The organism is Catellatospora aurea (assembly GCF_042663325.1).
Taxonomy (GTDB): Bacteria; Actinomycetota; Actinomycetes; order Mycobacteriales; family Micromonosporaceae; genus Catellatospora; species Catellatospora aurea.
This window is the reverse complement of the sequence record NZ_JBHTAC010000003.1, coordinates 80,511-103,594: the sequence shown is the minus strand read 5'-3', so window position 1 is coordinate 103,594 and position 23,084 is coordinate 80,511. Positions and strand designations below refer to the sequence as shown.

Sequence of the window (23,084 nt, the reverse complement as noted above, 5' to 3'; positions counted from 1 at the left end):
TCGCCGATCCTCCGGTGTATGGTCGGCCAGATCATCTTCTTGGGAGGTCCCCGGTGCGCACCGCTCACCTCGCCTGGGAGCGCCACGGCGGCGAGCCGGGTCTGCTGCTCCTGCACGGCTTCTCCGACTCGGGCGCGTGCTGGGATCCGGTGCTGCCGGCCCTGACCGCGCACACCGGCGCGATCACGCTGGACGCGCGCGGCCACGGCTCGTCGGAGCTACCCGAGGAGCCCACCGGCACCGCCGCGAACGCCGCGGACGCGGCGCTGGTGCTCGACGCGCTGAAGTTGCCGCCGGTCGTCGTGATCGGGCACTCGATGGGCGCGCTGGCCGCCGCCGCCCTGGCCGCCGCCCGGCCGGACCTGGTCCGGGCGCTGGTGCTGGAGGACCCGCCCGGCCCGCACCACACCCTGGCCGCCGACGGCATGCCGTCCTGGCTGGCCGAGCTGCAGGCGCTCGACCTGGACGCGCGGATCGCCAAGGGCCGCGCCGACAATCCGGGCTGGCCCGACGCCGAGTACGAGCCGTGGGCGGTCAGCAAGGGCGAGTTCGACGCGCGCTTCTACGACCTGCCGTACGAGCCGGGCCCGTCGCTGCTGCAGTCGCTGGCCGGGGTGGCCTGCCCGACGCTGCTGCTCTACGGCGAGGTGGCCCGCGGCGGCCTGCTGTCGGAGTCCGATGCCGAGGACTGCGCGGACGCCGCCGGCGGTGACTTCGACGCGCTGCGGGTCACGGGCGCCGGCCACAGCGTACGCCGCGACGCTCCCCAGGCTTTCACCACCGCGATCGCCGACTTCCTGGCCCAGTGACCCGCACGGCCCGCGGCCCCCGCAACGGCACCGGCAGTCCGAGCGACCTGTGTCAAAGGAGTGCCGCGGTGAAGTCGATCTCGCCGCGCATCGCGGCTACCGCTCCTTGATCGCGGCCCGCCCCACCCGGGAGCGGGGCGGGCCGCCCGCGGTCACGCCGCCAGGGTCTGCTCGGTGACCTCCCACAGCCGCCGCGCCGCGGCCGGGTCCAGCGCGTACGCCGCCACACCGCGCCGGCTGCCCGCGACGGTCGGCTCGGCCTCGGCGCAGTCCTCGAAGTAGCGTCCGCCGACCCCGTCCAGCAGCGGCGAGGCCGCCAGCAGGACCGAGGTCGCCGCGCCCTGCTCGGTGGTCTTCCACTGGAAGTCGCCGCCGCCCATCTGCGCCCGCAGCCGGTTCAGCTCCTCCTCGGAGACGTACCGCTGCAGGTTGGTCTGGATCGCACCGGGCATCAGCGCGTTGACGGTGATGCCGTCGGCGGCCCAGCGGCGGGTCGCCTCGACGGCGAACAGCACGTTCGCGGTCTTCGACTGCCCGTACGCGGCCCAGGGCTCGTACTCGCGCTCGGTGAAGTGGATGTCGTCGAACACCACGGGCGAGCGCAGGTGCGCCGAGGAGCTGACCGAGACCACCCGGGCGTCGCCGGCCGCGGCGAGCGCGCCGTGCAGGCCGCGGGCCAGGGCGAAGTGTCCGAGGTGGTTGGTGGCGAACTGCATCTCCCAGCCCTGCGGGGTGCGCATCAGCGGCGATGCCATGATGCCGGCGTTGTTGACGAGGATGTGCAGCGGGCCGTCCCAGCCCGCGGTGAACGCGGCGACGGAGTCCTGGTCGGCCAGGTCGAGCCGGGCGACGTGGATCTCCTTGTTGCCGGTGGTGGCGGTGATGTCGGCGGCGGTGCGCTCGCCGGCGGCGGTGTCGCGTACCGCCAGGGTCACCTCCGCGCCCGCTCCGGCCAGGGCGCGGGCGGTCTCCACGCCGATGCCGGAGGCGCCGCCGGTGACCACGGCCCGCCGGCCGGTGAGGTCGACGCCCCGCACGACCTCCGCCGCGGTGGAGGTGGCGGAGAACGGGGTGGTGATACGTGTGCTCATGATCTTTCCGTCCTGATCGACGATGCCGGGTCGGGCTCTCCGGTACAGTCAACAACCGGAGGACCCTCCGTTACCCGCTCCACGCTAACCGGAGCATCCTCCGTTTTGCAACAGGAACGCCGATGCGCACAATGAGCTGCGTCACCACCGGAAGGAGGGGCCGTGAACCGACCCCTGCGCGCCGACGCGCAGCGCAACCGCGAGCGCCTCCTGGAGGTCGCCGCGCAGGCGTTCGCACACGACGGTCCGCAGGTCTCCCTCGACGCCGTAGCCAAGCAGGCAGGCGTCGGCATCGGCACCCTCTACCGGCACTTCCCCACCCGCGAGGCGCTGGTCGAAGCGGCCTACCGCAAGGAGCTGGCGCGGCTGTGCGACGCCGCCCCCGCGCTGCTGGAGACCATGCCGCCGGACCGGGCGGTGCGCGCCTGGATGGACCTGTTCGTCGAGTACATGACCACCAAGCGGGGCATGGCCGACGCCCTGCGCGCCGTCATCGCCTCCGGCGGCAACCCGTTCGCCCAGAGCCGCGACCGCCTCATCGAAGCCGTCACCACACTCCTGACCGCGGCCGCCGACGCCGGCTCCGTCCGCACCGACGTCCGCCCCGAAGACGTCCTGGCCGGCCTCGGCGGCATCTCCCTGGCCACCCCCGACCCCGCCCAGGCCGACCAGGCAGCCCGCCTCCTCGACCTCCTCATGGACGGCCTCCGCCACCGCTGAAGGAAGGGCACCTTCACATCGCCCCGCGTAGCGCAAGGGCACCTTGTTAACGGGCGGCACGGGCTGAGCTGCGGTGCAGCAGGTGCCGTCGGACGAGGGCCGGTGGGGCGCGGCTCCGCGCGCTAACGTCGGCCGGATGCGTGCCGCCGCGCTCCACCGCGCCCTGACCGAATCGACCGAACCCCACCTGCGCGCGCTGCCCGACGCCGTCGCCGCGTTGCTCACCGAACTCGACGCGCCGCCGCGCCTGGGCGCGCACCTGCGCGCGGTGCACGACGTCGCCGCCCGCCTGCTCGACGCGCTCGCCGAAACGTACCCCGGGCTGGCCGTCGCCGCCGACGAGGTGCTGTTCGGCGCGGCCACGCACGACATCGGCAAGGTCACGTTCCCGTCCGAACTGTCCGGACCAGGTTGCGCCCACGAGCCCGCGGGCTACGAACTGCTGGTGGCGAACGGGGTCGAGCCGCGCCTGGCCCGGTTCGCCCGTGACCACGGGTCCGTGGCGTACGCCGGGCTCAGCACCGAGGAACTGCTGGTCGTGCTCGCCGACAAGGTCTGGAAGGGCAAACGCGTCACCGCGCTGGAGGACGAGATCACCGCCCGGCTGTGCGCGGTGAGCGGCGAGCAGCCCTGGCAGGCGTTCCTGCGCCTGGACGACCTGCTGGAACGGCTGGCCCGCGACGCCGACTCCCGCCTGGCGTTCCAGGCCCGCCACCCCGTCTGACGACTTGCCGAAACGGCAACAGAAATTGCCGAACTGTGGGTGGCGCGCGCACGGTGGTCGCGGAGGTGGTCGAGATGACCTTTGAGGCGTACGACGTGGTGGTCGTCGGCGGCGGCGCCGCCGGATTGAACGGCGCGCTGACCTTGGCGCGGGCGCGGCGCTCGGTGCTGGTGATCGACGGGGGCGAGCCACGCAACGCCCCGGCCGCGGCGATGCACGCGTTCCTGTCCCGCGACGGGCTGCCGCCGGGCGAGCTGCTGAAGATCGGCCGGGAGGAGGTACGCGGCTACGGCGGCGAGATCGTCACCGGCCACGTGGTCTCGGCGGTACGCGAGGACGGTGGTTTCGCCGTGACCCTGGCCGGCGGACGGGTGATCCGGGCACGTCGGCTGCTCGTGGCCACCGGCGTTGTCGACGAGCTGCCGCCGGTCCCCGGTCTGCGGGAACGCTGGGGCCGCGACGTGCTGCAGTGCCCGTACTGCCACGGCTGGGAGGTCCGCGACCAGGCCGTCGCGGTGCTCGCGACCGGCGCGCACGCCGCCCAGCAGGCGCTGCTCTACCGGCAGTGGACCCCGGACGTGACGCTGCTGCGCCACACCGGCCCGGAGCCGACCGAGACGGAGTTGACCCAGCTGGCCGCCCGGGGCGTGCGGCTCGTCGACGGCGAGGTGGCCGGGCTGGAAGTGACCGGCGACCGGCTCACCGGGGCGCGGCTGGCCGACGGCACGGTCGTGCCGTGCGAGGCGCTGGTGGTGTCCGCGCGCATGACGCCGCGCGCCGCGGTGCTGGAGTCGCTGGGTGTCACGCTGACCGAGCACCCGTTCGGCGCGTACGTCGCCGCGGACCCGACCGGCCTGACCGAGGTGCCCGGCGTGTGGGTCGCGGGCAACGTGACCGACCTCGCCGCGCAGGTCATCCATGCCGCGGCCGGTGGTTCACGCGCGGCTGCCTTCATCAACTTCGACCTGGTCACCGAAGACACCGCCGCGGCCGTGGCCGCAGCCGCCGCCTGATCTCGCCGCGTCTGCGCAGGTAGCGCTCGTCGAGTGATGGGAAGGGCACCTTCTACAACGTATTCCGATGTGAAGGTGCCCTTCCTTCGCGAGGGGCTTTTCGTCCAGGCGGTGGGTCGCACGAACGTCCGGCGGGGCGGGGCCCGACGGTCTCATTTCTGACGCTCGGGCGTCCCACAGTGCCGGATATCGCGGCTCGGCATGCGCGGTGAACTGCGAGTTAATGAAGACGGTGGTCAGGTTCGGGACATTTCGCCGGCTGGGACGCCGACACGCGCCGGTGACGTCGCGCCGATAGGGTCACCGCATGGATCTCTGGGTGGCGATCGCCGGGTTCGGCGTGGGTGTCGTCGTCGGGCTCACCGGCATGGGCGGCGGCGCGCTGATGACCCCGTTGCTGGTGCTCGTGTTCGGGGTGCCCCCGCTGAGCGCGGTGTCCAGCGATCTGGTCGCCGGCGCGATCATGAAGCCGTTCGGCGGCGCGGTCCACATGCGGCGCGGCACCGTCGACAAGCGCCTGGTGCTGTGGCTGTGCGTGGGCAGCATCCCGGCCGCGTTCGCCGGGGTGTTCGTCGCCAAGGCGGTCGACGGCGAGGGCATGTCCCACGTCATCCAGTCGCTGCTGGGCGCGGCGCTGCTGGTGGCCGCCGCCGGCCTGGTCGTCAAGGCCTGGTTCGGGCTGCGTGACCAGGCGCGCGCGGCCGCCGACCCGTCGCTGCGGGAGGTCGTCGAGGGCGCCCTGGCGCGCGTTCGCGTACGCATAATTCCGACCGTGCTGGTCGGAGCAGTGGGTGGGCTCGTCGTCGGGGTGACCTCGGTCGGCTCGGGCTCGCTGATCGTCATCGCGCTCATGGCGCTCTACCCGGCGCTGCGGCCGCAGCAGCTCGTCGGCACGGACCTGGTGCAGGCGGTGCCACTGGTCGGCGCGGCCGCCCTCGCGCACCTGCTGTTCGGGGACTTCCAGCTGGCGCTGACCGTCGCCCTGGTCGTCGGGGCGGTGCCGGGGGTGCTGCTGGGCGCGGCGGTGTCCTCGCGTGCGCCGGGCGGCCTGATCCGCGCCGCGCTGACCGTCGTGCTGACCGCGAGCGGCCTGAAGCTGCTCGGCGCGAGCACCGTGGCCGTCGGCGTCACCACCGCCGTGCTGGTGGCGCTCATCCCCGCGGTGTGGGTGCTGGCCCGCCGCCACCACGGCCTGCCGCTGCGTACGAGCCCGGTCCCGGCCGCGCGCACGCCGACCGAACCAGCCCTGGCCGATCAGGTCCCCGCGACCTGACCGGGCGAAACGCGCCTAGGCTGTGCCGCCTCACCATCCGCCCGAGCGATCAGAGCCGCGCCCAGGCGGTGCGGGCCGCCGCCGGCGGGGTCCGGTCGTCGGCGAACAGGCCCACCGCGCGCAGCTTGTCGGGATTGGCCAGCAGCTGGATGCCGGCAAGCCGGCCATGGTCGGTCTCCCAGCTCATCAGCGACCACCGCGTGCCCAGCCGCAGCAGCGCGGCCGGACCGCCGTTGACCTCGACGAGCCACCACTCGACGTCGCCGGCCTTGGCGCTGACCCCGGCCAGGAACCGCGCCACCCGCGACGCGCCGACCACCGGGTTGACGGCGGCGCGGGCCTTGCCGCCCCCGTCGCTCCACAGCGTGACCTCCTCGGCCAGCATCGCCTGCAGGCCGGCCCGGTCACCGGTGGCGGCGGCCGACAGGAAAAGGTCGACGAGCGCCCGGTGCCGGGTGTCGTTCACCGAGAAGCGCTGCCGGTCGTCGCCGATCCGCTCGACCGCCCGGCGGTGCAGCTGGCGGGCGTTGGTCTCGGTCAGCCCGAGGGTGTCCGCGATCTCCGCGTACGGCAGCTCGAACGTCTCCCGGAGCAGGTAGACCCCGCGTTCGGGCGGCGTGAGCCGCTCCAGCAGCCGCATCGCGGCCAGGGACAGCGTGTCGCGCTGCTGGGCGGTCTCGGCCGGGTCGCCGACCTGCGTGCCGACCGGAATCGGCTCGGGCAGCCAGGTGCCCGGGTAGGTCTCCCGCCGGTGGCGGGCCGAGCGCAGCTGGTCGAGGGCGAGCCGGGTGGTCACCGTGACCAGCCAGCCCCGCGGATCCGCGATCGCCGCCCGGTCCGCGCCGTGCCAGCGCAGCCAGGCGTCCTGCAGCACGTCCTCGGCGTCCCACCAGCTGCCCAGCATCCGGTACGCGACTCCGAGCAGCACCGCCCGGTGCTGCTCGAAGACCGCCGCGTCCGCCGGACGCAGTTCGACATGTGCCGTCATCACACCTCCGGATGCAGCCGTGTGGTCACGCCGATGCGGTTCCACAGGTTGATGGTGCCGATGGCCAGGATCAGGTCGGCGACCTCCTTGTCGGTGAACGCCGCCCGCGCGGTGTCCCAGACCTCGTCGGAGACGCCGCGCTCACCCAGCTTGGTCACCGCGTCGGTGAGCGCCAGCGCGGCGCGCTCGCGGGCATCGAAGCCCGGGAACTCCCACCACGCGCCGACGGCCAGCACCTCGCGGAGGTCGGCCCCCTGCTTGACCAGGTCCGTGCCGTGCAGGTCGATGCAGTACGCGCAGCCGTTCAGCAACGACGCGCGCAGCTTCACCAGGTCCAGCAACCGGGCGTGCAGGCTCTTGGCCAGGTACTTCTCCAGGCCCAGCACCGCCCGGTAGCCTTCGGGTGCCAGTTCGCCCAGATTCATCCGCTGAGACATCAGTCGTACCCCTCCGTGGTCCATTGTCACGGCAACCGTCGGTCGCCGCCGCAGGAACGACACGACAGCCGGGTCCGGACGTGACAATTCGGGGCACGGATGCGACGCAGGACACGTTCTCAGGCGAAGGCCGGCTCCGCCAGCATCTGCCGGCAGGCATCCCGGGCGGTCTCGCACGCGTCCGCGGCGATCGCGCAGTGCCGGTGCCGGTCGGCGTGGCTGCGGCTCTCCTGCGCGCAGACGTCGCACACGGTCGCACACGCCTCGATCACGGTGCGGGCCAGTTCGGGGTGATAGCCCCGGAACCGGTCGAGGATCTCGGCCGCGGTGGCGCACATGTCGGCGCAGTCCAGATTCGTCCGGATGCAGATCACCAACTGCGCCACCTCGGGATCGCCCAGGCAGGCGTCGGCGCACGCGTTGCACGCCTCCGCGCACAGGTTGCACGCCCGCACGCAGGCCGCCCGCGCGTCGTGGCGCAGGTCCTCTTCGTCGCGGTACATCGGCGTCATCGGCTGCATGGCTCGCCCCCGATCAAGAAGATCAATCGTACGCGCGGCGGATGCGGAAAGGGCGTCCGTGCTGCCGCGCGGACGCCCATCACCGGCGGGTTGTCAGTCCACCCGGACGGCGTCCGGCTTGGCGGCCGGCTCCGCGTCGGCCTCGGCGCCGTCGGCGGCCACCGACTCCATGGCGAGCCGGTCCGCGCCGCTCAGCGTGCTCAGCGGCTTCTCCTTGATGAACAGCACCACGACGAACGCCAGCGCCGCGATCGGCGCGCCGACCAGGAACAGGTCCGCGGTGGCCAGGCCGTAGATCTCGGCGACGATCGCCTTGATCTCCGGCGGCAGCGAGGCCAGGTCGGGCACCTGGCTGGAACTGCTGCCGGCCGGGGCGGGCCCGAACCGCTCCTCGCGCAGGTCGGAGATCCGGGCGGTCATCACCGCGCCGAGCGCGCTGACACCGACCGCGCTGCCCATGCTGCGGAAGAAGGTGAGCACCGAGGTGGTGACGCCCAGGTCGTGGGCGGGCACGTCGTTCTGCGCGGCCAGCACCAGGTTCTGCATGAGCAAGCCGACACCGATGCCGAGGACGGCCATGTACACCGACACCAGCGGCACGCTGGTCGTGTGGTCGATGGTGCCCAGCAGCAGCATGCCGGCCGTCATCACCACCGCGCCGACGACCAGGTAGATCTTCCACTTGCCGAACTTGGTGATCAGACCGCCCGCGACGGTCGACGAGACCAGCAGGCCGAAGATCATCGGCAGGCTCATCAGGCCGGCCACCGTCGGCGACTTGCCCAGCGAGATCTGGAAATACTGCGACAGGAACACCGCGCCGCCCATCAGCGCCAGACCGACCAGCACGCTGGCGATCGTGGTCAGGGTGACGGTGCGGCTGCGGAAGATGCCGAGCGGGATGATCGGCTCCGCGGCCCGCGACTCGACCCACACGGCCAGCGCCAGCAGCACCAGGCCGCCGGTGACCAGCAGCGCGGTCCAGCCCGAGGCCCAGGCGAACTTCTGGCCGGCCAGGGTCGACCAGATCAGCAGCGTCGAGACGCCCGCGGTGATCAGGAACGCGCCCCAGTAGTCGATCTTCACCTTGCCGGGCGGGGTCGCCGGCAGGTGCAGGGTGCGCTGCAGCAGGTAGATGGCGAGCAGGGTGAACGGGACGCCGATGAAGAACGTCCAGCGCCAGCCCAGCCACGAGGTGTCCACCAGCACGCCGCCGATGAGCGGTCCGGCGATGGTGCCGATGCCGAACACCGCGCCGAAGATGCCCGAGTAGCGGCCCATCTCGCGGGGCGGGATCATCGCCGCCATCACGATCATGGCCAGCGCGGTCATGCCGCCCGCGCCGACACCCTGCACGACGCGGCTGACGAGCAGGATCTCGACGTTCGGGGTGAAGCCCGCGATGAGCGAGCCGACCACGAACAGGCCGAGCGACAGCTGGATGAGCAGCTTCTTGCTGTACAGGTCGGCGGCCTTGCCCCAGAGCGGGACGGTGGCGGTCATCGCCAGCAGCTCGGTGGTGACGATCCAGGTGTAGACGGACTGGCTGCCGTCGAGGGCGGCGATGATGCGCGGCAGCGCGTTGGCCACGACCGTCCCCGCCAGGATGGACACGAACATGCCCAGCATCAGCCCGGACAGCGCCTGCATCACCTCGCGGCGGGTCATCGGGACCGTGTCGGGCTCCGGTCCGGCCGTCTGGGCCGGCATGTCGGTCGTGGTCATTTTCTTCCTCACGTGGTGCGGCAACCGGGTGAGGATCACCCGGGGGATGGGGGCGCCGTCGGGCGCGGTACGGGTCAGTCCGGATCGGGCAGGCCGGCGGCCAGGGCCGTGAACGCCTCGTCGACCAGCGCGCCCAGGGACAGGCCGCCGGCCGCGGCCATCCAGCGGGTGGCGGCGACGCGGAAGGCGGCGCTGGTCGTGGCCACCACGAGCGCCGGGTAGCCGTGCCGCACGGGATCGACCCCGAGGTGCGCGGCGATCTGCTCGGTGGTGGCCCGTTCGGCCTCGGCGTTGCTGAGCACCAGCCGCGGCAGCAGTTGCGGGCTGCGCTGGATGATCTCCATACGCAGGAACCAGTGGTCGCGATCGGCCTCCATGGCGGCGACGACCAGCAGCACGGCGCGGCGCACCGCCTCCAGCACGCTCATGGTGGGCAGCAGCACGGCCAGCCGGGCCCGCATCGCGTCGACCTCGACCAGGTGGTCGCCGAGCACGGCGTCCTCCTTGGAGGCGAAGTAATTGAAGAAGGTGCGCGAGGATACCCCCGCCTCGGCACTGATGTCGTCCACGGTGACGTGGTCGAAGCCGCGCGCCGAGCACAGCCGCAGGGCCGCGCCGGTCAGCGCGGCGCGGGTCTGCTGCTTGCGGAGGTCACGCCGGCCGAGCGGGGCGTCCTGGTCGAGCGGAGTCACGGGCAGATCAAACCGCAAACTTGCAGTGGCTGCAAGTTTATTTGCGGCGTGTTCACCCGCCGGGGAAACCGGGCACCGCGGTTGCCAGGGGACGGAACCGCCGCTAAGGTCGGGCGCTGTGACTGCCGGGTCGGCCCAGTGCCGTGATCAGATGAGGCATCCGGCTGAGCCGTGATCGCCCGGCGGGCCCGTGGCCCGCCCTCCTTCGTCGTCGCCCGCCAAGCGGAGCCTGCCGAGGAAGGAGGTGATCGCATGTCCCGCTTCGAAGAACTCAACGCCGGTGACGTCCTGGTAGGCCAGGTCGTCAAGGTCGTTCCTTTCGGCGCTTTCGTCGAGATCGCCGATGACGCCCACGGTCTGCTGCACGGCCAGACCGAGCCGCAGGTCGGCGCGAGCGTCACGGTTCGCATCCTGGAGATCGACCGTGAGCGCAGGCGCGCCAGCCTGACGCTGGCGTGATCACGGCGGGGAGGCGGCTGGAGCCGTCTCCCCGCTCGTTCACCTGGCGAGCAGGGCGACGAGGTCGCTGCCGGTCACCACCCCGACCGCCATGCCGCGGGTGTCGACCACGGCCACCGCGTCCACGCAGGCCGTACGCATCAGCCGCGCCGCGTCCACCACCGCCGCCTCGGCGGCCACCACCGCGGGCGTGCGGTCCAGCACCGAAGAGATCCGCCGGTACGACAACGTGGCCGGCTCGGCGGCCCAGGCCGCGACGACCGCCCGGTCCGCGAGCACGCCCACGCACCGGCCGCCCTCGTCGGTGACGACCAGGTGCCGCAGCCCTTCGCGAACCATCACCGCGAGCGCGTCGCCCAGCGTCGTCGACGTCCGCACGCAGTACGGCGGCGCGCTCATCACCTCGCTGATCTGCCGCCACGCCAGCCCCGCCCGCTCCGGCCCGCTCTGTGTCACCCGCCCGTCCATGACCAGCTCCCGACCTGTCCTCAGCCGCCCGCAGGCTCCTCGACCGGGGTGTGCCGCACCACCAGCACCGGGCATGCCGCGTGGTGCAGCAACTGCTGGCTGACCGAACCCAGCAGCAGCCCCTGGAAACCGCCACGCCCCCGGGCGCCGACCACCACCAGCTGCGCCTGCTCGCTCAGCCGCACCAGCTCCCGGCCGGTGCGGCCGGGCACCACTTCCGTACGGACCCGGACATCGGGGCGCTGCTTGCGCATGGCCTCGATCGCCGTGTCAAGCTCCTGCTGCTCAGCCGCCCGCGCGGCGAGCGGGTCGTAGAGCGCCGGGATCGAGTACGCCAGCGCGGTCGCGGCGTCGTGCCATACCCGCACCGCGAGCAGCTCCGCGTCCCGCTGCCGCGCCTCGCCGAACGCCTGCCGCACGGCGGCCGCCGACCCGGGCGAGCCGTCGACCCCGAGCACGACCGGACCGGCCCGCGCCTCGCCCCGCACCACCAGCACCGGAGTGGCGCAGTGGGCCGTCACCTCCACCGCGACCGAGCCGAGCAGCAGCCCGGTGAACCCGCCCAGGCCCCGGTCGCCGAGCACCAGCAGCTGCGCGGCGCGCGCGGCGGCCAGCAGTACGCCCGCGGGCCCGCCGGTTACCAGGTCGGAGGTCACCTCGACGCGGCCGTTCGCGGCCTTCGCGGCCGCGGTCGCCTCGGCGAGGACACGTTCGGCGTCGTGGCGCAGCCCGCCCTCCGGCACGGCCTCCGACGCCCCGACGTCGACGTGCATGAGCGGCCAGATGAAGGCGTGCACGATGCGTAGGCCGCAGCCGCGCCAGGCCGCCTCCCGGACGGCCTCGCGTACCGCCGCCAGCGCCGAGGCCGACCCGTCGACGCCGACCACGACCATCGCCTGCTCGCCCATGGCATGTCCCCCACCCCATTATCGATCAGCGGAGCGGCGGAATGCGCGCAAGCGCTGCTCCACGCCGTGAACCTAGAAGTCCGTCGACCCGCACCACCTGGCACGCGCCATAGCCGCAGTCGCCCGGCAGCGGCATGGCCGCCACGTCGCCGCGGGAACGCCCGGCACCTGTCCGCCTTCTCGTCACGCCGGGGACCGTACCCGGCACCCCTGACCATGCCAGGCCGGATCGACGAAACCCGCGTCGGCGACACCTGCTCCCCGGCACATTTAGAGGGGTGGAGATTGGCACAGGACTGGACGGGACGACGTTCGCGCAGACGGAGTACCCGCCCGACGTCGTGGAGTCGAATGCCGCTCTGGGCGCGCTCGTACGGGCGATGGGCTGGCCGCCGAGCAGCGCGCAGGCGTACCGGGTCCAGGCCCGGGAGCGGCTGGCCGGGATCTCGCCCGGCGGGGTGCTGCCCCGCTCACCCCTGGCCCGCGAGATCACCGTGCCGCTGCCGGACGGGTCCATGCGGGCCAGGGTGTTCGACGCGTCCGCGCCGACCGGCCTCTACCTGCACGTCCACGGCGGCGGCTGGGCCGTCGGCGCGGCCGACGAGCAGGACTCCTACCTGGAGGAGCTGCTGCACGGCACGGGTCAGACCGTGGTCAGCCTCGACTATCCGCTGGCTCCCGAGCGGCACTTCCCCGGCCTGCTGGACGACTGCGAGGCGGCCGCCCGGCACCTGCTCGAGCACGCGGGGCGGGATTTCGGCGTCGCCGCGGCGACCATCGGCGGCGAGTCGTCGGGGGCCAACCTCGCGCTGGCGGTGGCCCTGCGGCTGCGCGACCGCCCGGCCGCGGTGACCCCGCGCGCCCTGAACCTGTGCTACGGCGTCTACGACCTCACCCTCACCCCGAGCGCCCGGAACTGGGACGACGCCCGCGGCGGCGTGCTCACCACGGCCCGCATGCGCTGGTACGCCGAGCAGTACGTCCCCGATCCCGCCGACCGCCTCGACCCGGCCGCCTCCCCGCTCTACGCGAACCTCACCGGGCTGCCACCGGCCCTGCTCACCGTCGGCACCGAGGACCCGCTGCTCGACGACACCCTGTTCCTGTACGCCCGCCTGCTCGCCGCCCGGTCACCGGTGGAACTCCAGGTGGTTCCGGGTGCCGGGCACAGCTTCAACATGATGCCGCTGTCGGTCACCGGCCCGGCGAACGCCGCCGCGCACCGCTTCCTCGCGGAGGCGCTCGCCGCCTGACGGGCCCGCTGTCGTGAACCCGTCGGAAGATCTTCTCGCAGGTCGGCCGTTGCGGCAGCGGGAACCGGTCGGACAGCTCTCGCCGTCGACACACCGTGGTGGGATGATCGGCGCGCCGCTCGCACGGCTCTGTCCGCGACATGCCCCTCAGCACCACCGGACCGGCGCTTTGCGACCCTCGCAGCACCGTACGTCCACCTCGGCCGGATCCCGTCTGAACTGGACTTTGGCGGCCGCAGGGGCCCCGGGTCACGGGAGCGCCGGCGTGACGTAATCGGTGAGGGAGGAACGCTGTGACGCAGGCAGAAGCCGGCGCATTCAAGATTCTCAAGGGCCTGGGCATCGCGATCGTGATCGTGGTGTCCCTGGTGCTGATCGCGGTGTACTGGCAGCCCGTGCTGGACACCATCGTGGACATCTGGAACTACCTGATCGACCGCATCCCCTCGGACGGCGGCCAGCGCACCGCGGTGCTGATCTACATGATCGCGGCGGTGGTGATGGGCGTGCTGTTCTCGCAGGCCGGCCACTTCACCGCGTACGGCATCGCGATGGGCCTGGTGCCGCTGCTGTGGGTGCTGTTCTGGGAGGGCTTCCCGCCGCTGGGCCTGAACCCGGTGTGGACGTCCAACATGGGCGTGTCCCACATGAGCCCGAGCCAGGTCGCGCTGTGGGCGGTCGTCGCCGCGGTGCTCACCACGCTGGTCTTCGTGCCGCTGGAGTTCCGCGAGAAGTGGCAGCGCCGCCGGCGGTCCCGCCGGGGCTGAGAAAGCCGGGGCGGGTGGCGCCGGCATCGTCGGCGCCACCCGCCTGGCCCGGTCCGGCCCCCGAGGCTACGCGAGAGCCGGCTCGGTCTTGCGGCACCTCACACGTAGGTCACCGTGTCGATGTAGAGGTACACGTCGTCACGGACCACGAGGTGGGGTGCGGTCACGGTCTCCTCCATGACGCCGGAGTCGCCGCCGCAGATGACCACGGCCTTGTCCGAGGTGACGTCGGAGATGATCCCTGCCTGCCATTTCCGCTCGCGATAGACCCAGACCCGGTCTCCGGACTGGTACGAGTCGGTGGCCGCGATCTCGGCGGAAGAGCGCCGGGCGGGGTTGATCCTGGGAGCTGGCATTCGTGCCTCACTGCGGCGAACGTTGCTCGCGGATGGGGGGTGGAGCCGGCCGGAACGGTGGAGTCCGCGCCGTCCGCCCGGTGCCGTGTCGCCACACCAACCGGGCCACAGATGCAAGTGCCACAATGCAAACGTATGTCGTTGCGCCTCCCATCATGCAGACCATCCTGTGCAGGCGCAAGCGCCGGATGCACGTGCAGATGACTTTTGGCATTCCTCTGACGTACAGAGCGTCACCTGCCTGGCGTAACGCGGGCGAAATCCTGATGAGATATGGCGGTCACCCCTCTGGCCGGCGTCCCACTTCGTGGGAAAAGATCGACAGATGACCGCCGTACGCCCCGTCCGACCGGACGACCTGGCCGCACTGCTCGCCCTGATCGCCGACCACGCCGCGTACGAGCGCGCCGCCCCGCCACCGCCTGACCTCGCCGAACGGCTCGCACCGGCGCTGTTCGCCGATCCGCCGCGGCTGCGCTGCCTGGTCGCCGACGCCGCCGGCACGCTGGTCGGCTACGCCACCTGGACCCGCGACTTCGCCACCTGGACCGGCCGCCACTACACCCACCTCGACTGCCTCTACCTCGACGACCGGCACCGCGGCCGCGGCCTGGGCAGGCAGCTGATCGACGCCGTCATCGAGGCGGCCCAGGGCGACGAGATCCAGTGGCAGACCCCGGTCTGGAACACCGACGCCCAGCGCTTCTACGAGCGCCTCGGCGCACGCCCCGCCGAAAAGATCCGGTACACGCTGCAACCGCACTGACCTCGCCCGCATCTGGCACGGACACTTTCCGGACGGGTCGGGTCAGACGGCGTCGGGCTCGCGTACCCCGGGCACGGACGCGGGCGTGGACGGCTGCCCGGACAGCTCTCCGAACCGGGCCAGGGCCAGCGCGCCGCCGACGGCCAGCAGGAAGCCGCCGACCGCGACCGGCACCCAGCCGGGCCGCGCCTCGTCGCCCAGCACCACGACGCCGACGACGGCGGGCAGCACCGTCTCGCCGATCACCATCGCCGCCGTGGCGGTGGTGACCGAGCCGCCCGACAGCGCCATCGTCCACAGCACCAGCGCGATGAGGCTGGACGCCGCGACCAGGTACGTGGCCGGCTCCCGCACCATCCCTGCCGGGTCCAGTTCCGGCAGCGTGCGCGCGGCCAGCGCCAGCACCCCGAAGCACAGGCCCGCGCACAGCCCGAGGACCATGGTGCGCCACCGCCCGCGCAGCCGTCCCGCACCCGCACCCAGCACGGCGAGCCCCACCAGGCACGCGGCCAGCGCGGCGTAGAAGTCGGTGTGCGCGCGGTTCGCGCCCTCGGGGCCGGCCGACACGCCCAGCAGGGCCAGTCCGACGCAGACGGCGGCGACCGCGCCTTTCTCGACCCGGCCGAGCCGCTCCTTCATCACCACGGCCGCCGCGATCGCGGTCACCGCCAGCGCGGACGCGATCGCGGCCTGCACCAGGAACAGCGGCAGGTGCCGCAGCGCGACCAGTTCGAACCCGAATCCCAGCAGGTCCAGGCCGACCCCGGCGAGGAACGGCAGGGTCAGCCAGGCGCGCACCAGGGACTTCGGCTCCAGCTCGCTGACCGGCCCCGCCTTGCGCATGCCGACGGCCTGCATGACCGACGACAACCCGAAGCACACGGCCGCCGCCAGCGCCCCGCACAGGCTCACGATCAGCACCGGATCATCGTTTCACGGAGCCCGCCGCAGGGAGCCGCGTTCCCGGCGCGCCGATCCGGCCCTCAGTCCTGCAGGTGGCTGTTGGCGGAGTTCGTCCACCAGCCGGCGCCGTCACCGGTTCCCGACCTGCCGGGCTTGCCCATGCGTCGGCTGAGCCGGGCGGCGTCCTGCACCGCCCGGCGGGCCGGGTGCATCCGTCGCCTGCGGATCCTCCGGATCACCGCGAGCACCGCCTCACCGCCGAGCACCACCCCCACACAGGCGAGCACGGTCAGCAGGATCGCCACGAAGTCCGGCATGTGCCCACGGTAGGTCAGGGCATCGAATCACGGAGCGGCCGAACCCTATAGGATCCGGCGATGAAACCGTTTACCATCCCTTCGGCCTGTTCCTGCACTTCGGGCTCAACACGTTCCACGGCAAGGAGTGGAGCGACGGCACCCTCGACCCGGCCACGTTCGACCCGTCCGACCTCGACGCGGGCCGGTGGGTGGACGTCGCACAGCAGGCGGGCGCGAAGTACCTCGTGCTCACGGCCAAGCACCACGACGGCTTCTGTCTGTGGCAGACCGACACCACGGCGTACTCCGTCACCTCGTCGCCCTGGCGCGGCGGCCGCGGCGACGTGGTGGGCGAGCTGGCCGAGGCCTGCCGGGTCGCGGGGATGCCGCTGGGCCTGTACCTGTCCCTGCCGTCACCGGCTTTCGCACCGGCCACGAGTCCCCGCCCGCACTCCAGCGGCAGCCCGCGCTCGACCTGTCGAAAGTGGACTGAGTCCCCCGCCCACCTCCCGCCGCCCCTCGCGCGTCAACCACCTGGACGCGGCTGGGCGCGGAGGGAGCGGGCATGAGCGAGGAGCAGGTCAGCACGGCCTCGGCGAGGGCAGCCGCGCGGCGGCCGGAGCTGGACGCGATACGCACGCTGGTGGTCGTCGGGCTGATCTTCTTCCACTCGTCGCTGGTGTTCGACGAGCGCGACGACTACTACATCAAGAACGCCGACACGACCGAGGTCACCACGGTCCTGTCCGGGCTGGCCGTGGTCTGGGCCATGCCGATCCTGTTCCTCATCGCGGGGTTCGGGGCGCGCCACTCGCTGCGCCGGCGCGGTCCGGGCGGTTTCGCCGCCGAGCGGCTGCTGCGGCTGGGCGTGCCGCTGCTGTTCGCGCTCGTGGTGCTGCTGCCGGTGCCGCCGTGGCTGCGGTTGAAGGCCGCCGACCCCGGCTACCACGAGTCGTACTGGCGCTTTCTGCCGCGCTTCTTCGACGTGCGGTTCGACGCGGGCGAGTTCCCGTTCGTGGTGCAGGGGGAGCAGTTCGAGACCGGACACCTGTGGTTCGTGGTGATGCTGCTGGCCTGGGCGCTGCTACTGGCGGCCGCGGCCCGGCTGCTGCCGCGCTACCCACGGCGGCGGCAACGCGACCGGCTGGCCGAGATGACCGGACGGCGCGGGCTCGTGCTGCTGCTGCCCGCGCTGCCGCTGGCGGTGATCAGCGCGCTGGACGGCATGGAGGAGAGCTACGCGGGTTGGAGCCGCTGGGCCTACCTGCTGTTCTTCCTGTACGGCGTCGCGCTCGCCGGCGACGACCGGTTCCGCGACGCGATGCGCCGCGACGCGATGCTCGCCGCCGTTGCGGCGGTGGTGCTGATGGCCGTCGGCATGCCGCTGTTCTTCGTCGTCAGCGAGAGCGGCGGCGACCCGCTGACCGACCCGTCCGGCCTGGCCATGCTGATGCGGGCGCTCTACGGCATGACCGGCTGGTGTTTCGTGGTCGCCATCCTCGGCCTGCTCGACCGGCGCGCCCGGCGGCAGCCGAACCCGGCATCGGGACTCGGCCGCCGCGTCTACCTGTACCTGGCGCTCGGCGCGCTGCCGATCTACGTGCTGCACCAGCCGATCGTGGTGGCGGTCGCGTACCACGTCGTGTCGTGGCAGTCCCCGATCGTCGTCAAATACCTGACGCTGGTGACGATCGCGCTGGCGCTGACCGTCGCCGCGTACGAGCTGCTGGTCCGGCGCACCCGGCCGACCCGCTTCCTGTTCGGCGTACGAGAACCGGCCGCCGTACGTCCAACCACGACCGAGTCACCTGGCGAGTGAGGGGTACGGTGCAGGTCATGTCACCGACGATCAAGGTCGAGGAGCTGCGCAAGGCCTACGGCGAGCTGCGCGCCGTCGACGGCGTCTCCTTCGACGTGCAGGCCGGGGAGTTCTTCGGCATCCTCGGGCCCAACGGCGCGGGGAAGACCACCACCCTGGAGATGATGGAGGGGTTGCGCCAGCCCGACTCGGGCAGCGTCGCCCTGTTCGGCGAGAGCCCGTGGCCGCGCAACCCGCGGCTGCTTCCCCGCATCGGCGTGCAGCTGCAGGCCAGCGCGTTCTTCGAGCGGCTGACCGCCCGCGAGCAGATCCGCACCTTCGCCTCGCTGTACGGCGTGACGGCGCGCAAGGCCGACGAGTGGCTCGGCGTGGTCGGCCTGGAGGACATGGCCGACAAGCGCAACGAGGACCTGTCCGGCGGCCAGCAGCAGCGGCTGTCCATCGCGTGCGCCCTGGCCCACGGGCCGGACCTGGTGTTCCTCGACGAGCCGACGTCCGGCCTGGATCCGCAGGCCCGCCGCAACCTGTGGGACGTGCTGCGCGACATCAGCGCGCAGGGCCGCACCGTGGTGCTGACGACGCACTACCTCGACGAGGCGGAGTCGCTGTGCGACCGGGTCGCCATCATGGACCACGGCCGCATCCTGGAGTCCGGGCCGCCCGCGACGCTGGTGCGTGACCTGGACGCGCCGACCCGGATCGCGATCGAGAGCGGCGTGATCACCGCCGACGCGGCCCGGGGACTCGCCGACGGGCTCGACGTGACCGACGACGGGGTGTCGCTGACCATCGCGACGCGTACCCCCGCGCCCGTGCTGTCGGCCCTGGCCGAGCGGGACGCGCTGCGCGGCCTGTCGGTGCGCGGCGCCACCCTCGAAGACGTCTTCCTGCACCTGACCGGACGGGAGTACCGGGCATGACCGGCTTCGTCAGCCTCTCCACGGCGATGGCCCGCGGCTTCTTCCGCGACCGCACCGCCATGTTCTTCACCATCCTGTTCCCGCTGATGTTCCTGGTGCTGTTCGGCGGCCTGTTCAAGGACGCGGGCGCGTCGAAGACCGACATCCTGCAGATCGGTTCGGTGCCGGTCGTCGACCAGCTGCCCGCCGAGGCCGCCGCGGGGCTGGACCGGGTGCTCGCGGTGACCCGTACGGCCGACCGCGCCGCCGCGCTGGAGGAGGTGCGCAAGGGCGACAAGGCAGCCGCGATCGAGCAGGTCGGCGGGGAGCTGATCGTGCATTACTCGGCCGCGGACGCGGTCAAGGCCGCCACCGTGCAGGGCATCCTGGAGTCGCTGGTCCAGCAGGCGAACCTCGCCGCCGCGGGCGTCACCACCCCGGCGACCACACTGCGCGCCCAGCCGGTCGAGGACCAGTCCCTCAAGGCGATCCAGTACATGACCCCCGGCCTGCTGGGCTGGGCGATCGCCACCGGCGCGACGTTCGGCGCGGCGCTCACGCTGGTCACCTGGCGGCAGAAGAAGATCCTGCGCCGCCTGCGGCTGTCCCCTGTGCCGGTCGCCTCGATCATCGGCGCGCGGGTGTCGGTGAGCATCGCCATCGCCCTGGTCCAGTCGGCCATCTTCATCGGCGTCGCCCTGCTGCCCTACTTCGGCCTGCAGCTGTCCGACCAGTGGTGGGCGTTCATCCCCATCATGATCGCCGGAACGCTGGCCTTCCTGTCCATCGGCCTGGTCGCCGGCGCGGCTTCGAAGACCCCCGAGGCGGCCAGCGCCATCGCCAACCTCATCACCCTGCCGATGGCGTTCCTGTCCGGCGCGTTCTTCCCCCTCGACGGCGCGCCGGCGTGGCTCCGGCAGATCTCGGAATTCCTCCCGCTCAAACACCTCGTCTCCTCGATGCAGGACGTCATGGTCCGCGGCGAGAGCATCGCCGTCACCCTGCCCGACATCGGCATCCTGCTCGCCTTCACCCTCGTCCTGTCCGCCGTCGCCGCCGCCCTCTTCCGCTGGGACGACGCCTGACCCTTTGGGCAAAGGAAGGGCACCTTCTTATCGCTACGCGTATAAGAAGGTGCCCTTCTTGACGCAGCCCGGCCGCGAGCTGCGGCGTTGTGGCTGCCGAGCATTCGGGCACCGGTCGGCCCCCGTTCAGGACCCGTCCCCGGCTGCTTCACCCGGTGCCGCCACCGTGAGCCGATGAGCACGTACCTCGTCCTGGCGGTAGCCGCTCTCGCGGTGTCGTCGGCCACGTTGCTGTTCCTCGGCCGGCGCGTCGTCCTAGCCGAGGACGGCGCACACGGCCTGTGCCGCCTCGACCACAACGCTCCCACCAGCACCGCGTGGTGCGCCGACTGCGGCGCGTGACCCCAAGACCGCTCGACCTGCCGGGCGCCTGTGCGTATCTTGAGGCCACTTACGCCCACCTGCCTGGCAAGTCGAGCGATCTTGAGCGCGCGGGCCGTGACGGGCTCAGGTCGCGCCGTTGAGGTAGGCGAGGACCGCCAGGACGCGCCGGTTGTCGTCATCGGACGGGGCGAGGTCGAGTTTGCCGAAGATGCTGGCCGTATGCTTGCCGACCGCGCTCTCCGACAGGAACAGCCGCTGCCCGATCGCCGCGTTGGAGCGCCCCTCGGCCATCAGCTCCAGCACCTCCCGCTCGCGCGGGGTCAGCCGGGCCAGCGGCACGTTGCGCGCGGGCTGCTGGAGCAGCTTCGCGATGACCTCCGGGTCCATCGCGGTGCCGCCCCCGGCGACCCGGCGCACCGCGTCGAGGAACTGGTCGGCGTTGAACACCCGGTCCTTGAGCAGGTATCCGATCCCGCCGGTCCCATCGGCCAGCAGCTCGCGCGCGTACAGCTGCTCGACGTGCTGCGACAGCACCAGCACCGGCAGCCCTGGCACCTGCCGACGCGCCGTCAGCGCCGCCTGCAGCCCTTCGTCGGTGTTCGTCGGCGGCAGCCGAACGTCGACCACGGCCACGTCAGGCCGGTGCCTGAGCAGAGCGTCGAGCAGGTCGGGGCCGGTCTCCACGGCGGCGACGACGGTGCAGTCGTGCGCCTCCAGCAGGCGGACCAGCCCTTCCCTCAGGAGGTAGAGGTCCTCGGCGAGGACAACGCGCACGGTATCTCCAGGGTCAGCACGGTGGGGCCGCCCTGCGGGCTGTGCAGGGCGAGGGTTCCGTCGAATGTAGCGAGTCGCCGGCGCAGCCCGTGCAGCCCGCCGCCGTGGGACGGTGCGGCCCCGCCGCGCCCGTCGTCGGTGACGGTGACCCGCAGCAGGCCGCCGGTGTGCCGGATGTCCACGCCGACCCGGCCGGCCTGCGCGTGCCGGGCGGCGTTGGTCAGCGCCTCGGCGACCGCGAAGTACGCGGCGGTGGCGACCGGCGCGGGCGGCTGCCCGGCCAGGTCGGCGCGCACCTCCACGGGCAGTGCGGAGTCCAGCGCGAGGGCGCGTACGGCGTCGGCGAGGCCGCGCTCGGCGAGCACCGGCGGGTGGATGCCGCGGACCAGGTCACGCAGCTCGGCCAGGGCCGCGGCGGAGGTCTCCCGGGCCTGGGCCAGCAGCGCGCGGGCGGCGGCCGGGTCGCGGTCCATCAGCTGCTCGACCGTGCCCAGGCTCAGCCCGACGGCGACGAGCCGGGCCTGCGCGCCGTCGTGCAGGTCGCGTTCGATGCGGCGCAGCTCGGCGCTCTGCGCGTCGACGGCCTCGGCGCGGGTCTGGGCGAGATGCTCGACGCGCTGGGTGAGCCGGGCGGACCGGCTCGGCGCGAGCAGCAGCCGCGCCCAGCCGGTGATCAGCCGCAGCACCGGGCGGGCCAGCACCACGCCGAGCAGCCCGAGAGCCAGGCCGATCGGGATGGACGTCCAGCCCGGCAGCACGTCGGCGGCGGGCACGCCCAGGGTGAACAGCTGCCAGACGTACCAGGGGCTGATCCACAGGCCGGTGACGAGGCCGAGCGGCACGCCCCACAGCGGCCAGAACAGCGCCTGCCAGAACAGCCCGAAGTAACCCGCGCCGATCAGCACGCCGGGGATCACGGCGACCAGCGCCGCCACCGGCGCGGTGGCCATCCAGGCCAGGTCGCGCCAGGTGGCCGGGTCGCCGAGGATCCACGGGAAGAAGCCGGCGCGGCGGGCGCCGTCGCGGGTGGCGTAGAGGGTGCGCCCGACGCGGTAGCGGCCGTCGGGTCCGGGCTCGGGCACGGGCTCACGCTGCCGGTACGGGTCCGGCATGGGCTCGCCGCCGCCCCACTGCACGCACAGCCGCCGGTAGTGGTTGAGCATCGGCCGGATCGCGTACGCCAGCCAGGCGATGCCGAACCCGCCGCTGAGCATGGTCAACAGCAGCGTCAGCGCGAACACCGCGAACCCGGTCAGCGACAGCCCGAGCAGCAGCGCCGCCTTCCACGTGTCGTGCCCGCCGCGGCGCAGCCAGTCCCCGATCCCGGACGACTTCCACCAGGTCAGACCCGGGTCGCCGAGCCACTGCCGGGCCCAGCGGCCGTGCGCCCGCAGCAGGGTCGGCCCGGCGAGCACCCCGACGGCGATCGCGGTGAAACCGGCCGCGAGCACGGCCCAGCCGGGCATCGGCAGGCCGAAACCGGCCACCAGGTCGGTCAGTCCCGCATCGGCCAGCACCCGGCGGCCGGGACCGGTCATGCCCGCGACAAGGAGCACACCGGCCACGAGCAGGCCCGGGGCGAGCAGCGCGACCAAGGCACCGACGGGTGCGAGCAGCACCAGCCACATCCAGTCCCGGGCCGTCGCCGGGTCGTCGCTCAGCCACTGCATGCGCAGGAAGAAGGCCGGATAGTGGCGGGTCTTGAACAGCTGGCCGTCGTGCTCGTACCAGCCGTCGGGGCGGCGCGGCGGCGTGGGCACCGGGCCCGCGCGGTATGGCGGGTCGATCACCACCCCGCTCCAGGAGCCGGCCAGCCGGCGCGACAGCGCGGTCAGCCGGCGGACCAGCTGCAGCACGGCCGGGTAGGTGACGACCGCGCCGATCGCCATCATCAGCGGCAGCGAGGCGACGAATCCGAAGACCGCGAGCAGCGCGAGGGCGACGCAGCGCAGCGGGGCGAGGGCGTACGACCGGAACATGCGACACATCGTCGCCGATCGGCGCGGGTCAC

27 protein-coding genes are annotated in these 23,084 nt (G+C 72.7%); 14 read left to right on the top strand and 13 right to left on the bottom strand.

Annotated features, from left to right (window positions below):
* Positions 1–53 precede the first annotated feature (53 nt).
* Complete coding sequence (locus tag ACFQO7_RS04030) at positions 54–809, top strand: alpha/beta fold hydrolase (RefSeq protein ID WP_376805101.1); 756 nt, start codon at positions 54–56, stop codon at positions 807–809.
* Between the two features lie 152 nt (positions 810–961).
* On the opposite strand, the gene ACFQO7_RS04025 is transcribed toward ACFQO7_RS04030, so the two are convergent.
* Positions 962–1,900 carry an SDR family NAD(P)-dependent oxidoreductase gene (locus ACFQO7_RS04025; protein WP_376805100.1) on the bottom strand — a complete coding sequence of 313 codons (939 nt, stop codon included), beginning with the start codon at positions 1,898–1,900 and terminating at the stop codon, positions 962–964.
* Between the two features lie 162 nt (positions 1,901–2,062).
* Between ACFQO7_RS04025 and ACFQO7_RS04020 the strand changes: the two genes are divergently transcribed.
* The 4 genes from ACFQO7_RS04020 to ACFQO7_RS04005 all read left to right on the top strand — a co-directional run bounded on the left by ACFQO7_RS04020 (position 2,063) and on the right by ACFQO7_RS04005 (position 5,630).
* On the top strand, positions 2,063–2,620 hold the full coding sequence (locus tag ACFQO7_RS04020) for a TetR/AcrR family transcriptional regulator (protein WP_376805099.1): 558 nt from the start codon (positions 2,063–2,065) through the stop codon (positions 2,618–2,620).
* Between the two features lie 136 nt (positions 2,621–2,756).
* Entirely contained in the window at positions 2,757–3,344 is a 588-nt protein-coding gene (locus ACFQO7_RS04015) for an HD domain-containing protein (RefSeq protein ID WP_376805098.1), read from the top strand.
* Between the two features lie 65 nt (positions 3,345–3,409).
* Positions 3,410–4,357: an NAD(P)/FAD-dependent oxidoreductase gene (locus ACFQO7_RS04010; RefSeq protein ID WP_376805320.1), complete on the top strand. Its 948-nt coding sequence runs from the start codon at positions 3,410–3,412 to the stop codon at positions 4,355–4,357.
* A gap of 307 nt (positions 4,358–4,664) precedes the next feature.
* A complete protein-coding gene (locus ACFQO7_RS04005) occupies positions 4,665–5,630 on the top strand; it encodes a sulfite exporter TauE/SafE family protein (protein ID WP_376805097.1) in 966 nt (321 codons plus the stop codon).
* A gap of 49 nt (positions 5,631–5,679) precedes the next feature.
* On the opposite strand, the gene sigJ is transcribed toward ACFQO7_RS04005, so the two are convergent.
* The 5 genes from sigJ to ACFQO7_RS03980 all read right to left on the bottom strand — a co-directional run bounded on the left by sigJ (position 5,680) and on the right by ACFQO7_RS03980 (position 9,993).
* Positions 5,680–6,618, bottom strand: coding sequence for an RNA polymerase sigma factor SigJ (sigJ, locus tag ACFQO7_RS04000; RefSeq protein ID WP_376805096.1), 939 nt, complete (start codon positions 6,616–6,618; stop codon positions 5,680–5,682).
* A complete protein-coding gene (locus ACFQO7_RS03995) occupies positions 6,618–7,055 on the bottom strand; it encodes a carboxymuconolactone decarboxylase family protein (RefSeq protein ID WP_376805095.1) in 438 nt (145 codons plus the stop codon). Before ACFQO7_RS03995 ends, sigJ begins: the two co-directional genes overlap by 1 nt.
* A 119-nt stretch (positions 7,056–7,174) precedes the next feature.
* Complete coding sequence (locus ACFQO7_RS03990) at positions 7,175–7,576, bottom strand: four-helix bundle copper-binding protein (protein ID WP_376805094.1); 402 nt, start codon at positions 7,574–7,576, stop codon at positions 7,175–7,177.
* A gap of 93 nt (positions 7,577–7,669) precedes the next feature.
* Complete coding sequence (locus ACFQO7_RS03985) at positions 7,670–9,301, bottom strand: MDR family MFS transporter (RefSeq protein WP_376805093.1); 1,632 nt, start codon at positions 9,299–9,301, stop codon at positions 7,670–7,672.
* A gap of 74 nt (positions 9,302–9,375) precedes the next feature.
* Positions 9,376–9,993, bottom strand: a complete 618-nt coding sequence (locus ACFQO7_RS03980; RefSeq protein ID WP_376805092.1) for a TetR family transcriptional regulator — start codon at positions 9,991–9,993, stop codon at positions 9,376–9,378.
* A 252-nt stretch (positions 9,994–10,245) separates the two neighbouring features.
* Here ACFQO7_RS03980 and ACFQO7_RS03975 point away from each other — a divergent pair, with 252 nt between their 5' ends.
* The gene (locus ACFQO7_RS03975) at positions 10,246–10,452 is read left to right on the top strand and encodes a S1 RNA-binding domain-containing protein (RefSeq protein ID WP_376805091.1); all 207 of its coding nucleotides are present in this window, start codon (positions 10,246–10,248) and stop codon (positions 10,450–10,452) included.
* Positions 10,453–10,491: 39 nt separating this feature from the next.
* On the opposite strand, the gene ACFQO7_RS03970 is transcribed toward ACFQO7_RS03975, so the two are convergent.
* Positions 10,492–10,920 (bottom strand): CBS domain-containing protein, encoded by a 429-nt coding sequence (locus ACFQO7_RS03970; protein ID WP_376805090.1) that lies wholly within the window; start codon positions 10,918–10,920, stop codon positions 10,492–10,494.
* A gap of 20 nt (positions 10,921–10,940) precedes the next feature.
* The gene (locus ACFQO7_RS03965) at positions 10,941–11,828 is read right to left on the bottom strand and encodes a universal stress protein (RefSeq protein ID WP_376805089.1); all 888 of its coding nucleotides are present in this window, start codon (positions 11,826–11,828) and stop codon (positions 10,941–10,943) included.
* A gap of 278 nt (positions 11,829–12,106) precedes the next feature.
* Here ACFQO7_RS03965 and ACFQO7_RS03960 point away from each other — a divergent pair, with 278 nt between their 5' ends.
* Complete coding sequence (locus tag ACFQO7_RS03960) at positions 12,107–13,081, top strand: alpha/beta hydrolase (RefSeq protein WP_376805088.1); 975 nt, start codon at positions 12,107–12,109, stop codon at positions 13,079–13,081.
* 293 nt (positions 13,082–13,374) lie between these two features.
* The gene (locus ACFQO7_RS03955) at positions 13,375–13,848 is read left to right on the top strand and encodes a hypothetical protein (RefSeq protein WP_203698176.1); all 474 of its coding nucleotides are present in this window, start codon (positions 13,375–13,377) and stop codon (positions 13,846–13,848) included.
* A 98-nt stretch (positions 13,849–13,946) separates the two neighbouring features.
* Here the strand turns inward: ACFQO7_RS03955 and ACFQO7_RS03950 are convergent, their stop codons facing one another.
* Positions 13,947–14,204 (bottom strand): hypothetical protein, encoded by a 258-nt coding sequence (locus ACFQO7_RS03950; protein ID WP_376805087.1) that lies wholly within the window; start codon positions 14,202–14,204, stop codon positions 13,947–13,949.
* A gap of 325 nt (positions 14,205–14,529) precedes the next feature.
* Here ACFQO7_RS03950 and ACFQO7_RS03945 point away from each other — a divergent pair, with 325 nt between their 5' ends.
* The gene (locus ACFQO7_RS03945; RefSeq protein WP_376805086.1) at positions 14,530–14,970 is read left to right on the top strand and encodes a GNAT family N-acetyltransferase; all 441 of its coding nucleotides are present in this window, start codon (positions 14,530–14,532) and stop codon (positions 14,968–14,970) included.
* A gap of 42 nt (positions 14,971–15,012) precedes the next feature.
* Here ACFQO7_RS03945 and ACFQO7_RS03940 read toward each other — a convergent pair whose 3' ends face one another.
* The gene (locus ACFQO7_RS03940) at positions 15,013–15,891 is read right to left on the bottom strand and encodes a hypothetical protein (protein WP_376805085.1); all 879 of its coding nucleotides are present in this window, start codon (positions 15,889–15,891) and stop codon (positions 15,013–15,015) included.
* 62 nt (positions 15,892–15,953) lie between these two features.
* On the bottom strand, positions 15,954–16,190 hold the full coding sequence (locus tag ACFQO7_RS03935) for a hypothetical protein (protein ID WP_376805084.1): 237 nt from the start codon (positions 16,188–16,190) through the stop codon (positions 15,954–15,956).
* A 26-nt stretch (positions 16,191–16,216) separates the two neighbouring features.
* On the opposite strand from ACFQO7_RS03935, the gene ACFQO7_RS03930 reads away from it, so the two are divergent.
* The 5 genes from ACFQO7_RS03930 (at position 16,217) to ACFQO7_RS03910 (ending at position 20,317) form a co-directional block, all read left to right on the top strand.
* The gene (locus ACFQO7_RS03930; protein ID WP_376805319.1) at positions 16,217–16,741 is read left to right on the top strand and encodes an alpha-L-fucosidase; all 525 of its coding nucleotides are present in this window, start codon (positions 16,217–16,219) and stop codon (positions 16,739–16,741) included.
* The gene (locus ACFQO7_RS03925) at positions 16,738–17,991 is read left to right on the top strand and encodes an acyltransferase family protein (RefSeq protein ID WP_376805083.1); all 1,254 of its coding nucleotides are present in this window, start codon (positions 16,738–16,740) and stop codon (positions 17,989–17,991) included. The genes ACFQO7_RS03930 and ACFQO7_RS03925 overlap by 4 nt, the downstream gene beginning before the upstream one ends.
* A 17-nt stretch (positions 17,992–18,008) precedes the next feature.
* Positions 18,009–18,911 (top strand): ABC transporter ATP-binding protein, encoded by a 903-nt coding sequence (locus ACFQO7_RS03920; protein WP_376805082.1) that lies wholly within the window; start codon positions 18,009–18,011, stop codon positions 18,909–18,911.
* Entirely contained in the window at positions 18,908–19,975 is a 1,068-nt protein-coding gene (locus tag ACFQO7_RS03915) for an ABC transporter permease (protein ID WP_376805081.1), read from the top strand. The genes ACFQO7_RS03920 and ACFQO7_RS03915 overlap by 4 nt, the downstream gene beginning before the upstream one ends.
* Positions 19,976–20,149: 174 nt before the next feature.
* Positions 20,150–20,317, top strand: a complete 168-nt coding sequence (locus ACFQO7_RS03910) for a hypothetical protein (protein WP_376805080.1) — start codon at positions 20,150–20,152, stop codon at positions 20,315–20,317.
* A gap of 105 nt (positions 20,318–20,422) precedes the next feature.
* Here ACFQO7_RS03910 and ACFQO7_RS03905 read toward each other — a convergent pair whose 3' ends face one another.
* Positions 20,423–21,073 carry a response regulator transcription factor gene (locus ACFQO7_RS03905; RefSeq protein ID WP_376805079.1) on the bottom strand — a complete coding sequence of 217 codons (651 nt, stop codon included), beginning with the start codon at positions 21,071–21,073 and terminating at the stop codon, positions 20,423–20,425.
* Positions 21,037–23,052 carry a sensor histidine kinase gene (locus ACFQO7_RS03900; RefSeq protein ID WP_376805078.1) on the bottom strand — a complete coding sequence of 672 codons (2,016 nt, stop codon included), beginning with the start codon at positions 23,050–23,052 and terminating at the stop codon, positions 21,037–21,039. The genes ACFQO7_RS03905 and ACFQO7_RS03900 overlap by 37 nt, the downstream gene beginning before the upstream one ends.
* Positions 23,053–23,084: the final 32 nt, after the last annotated feature.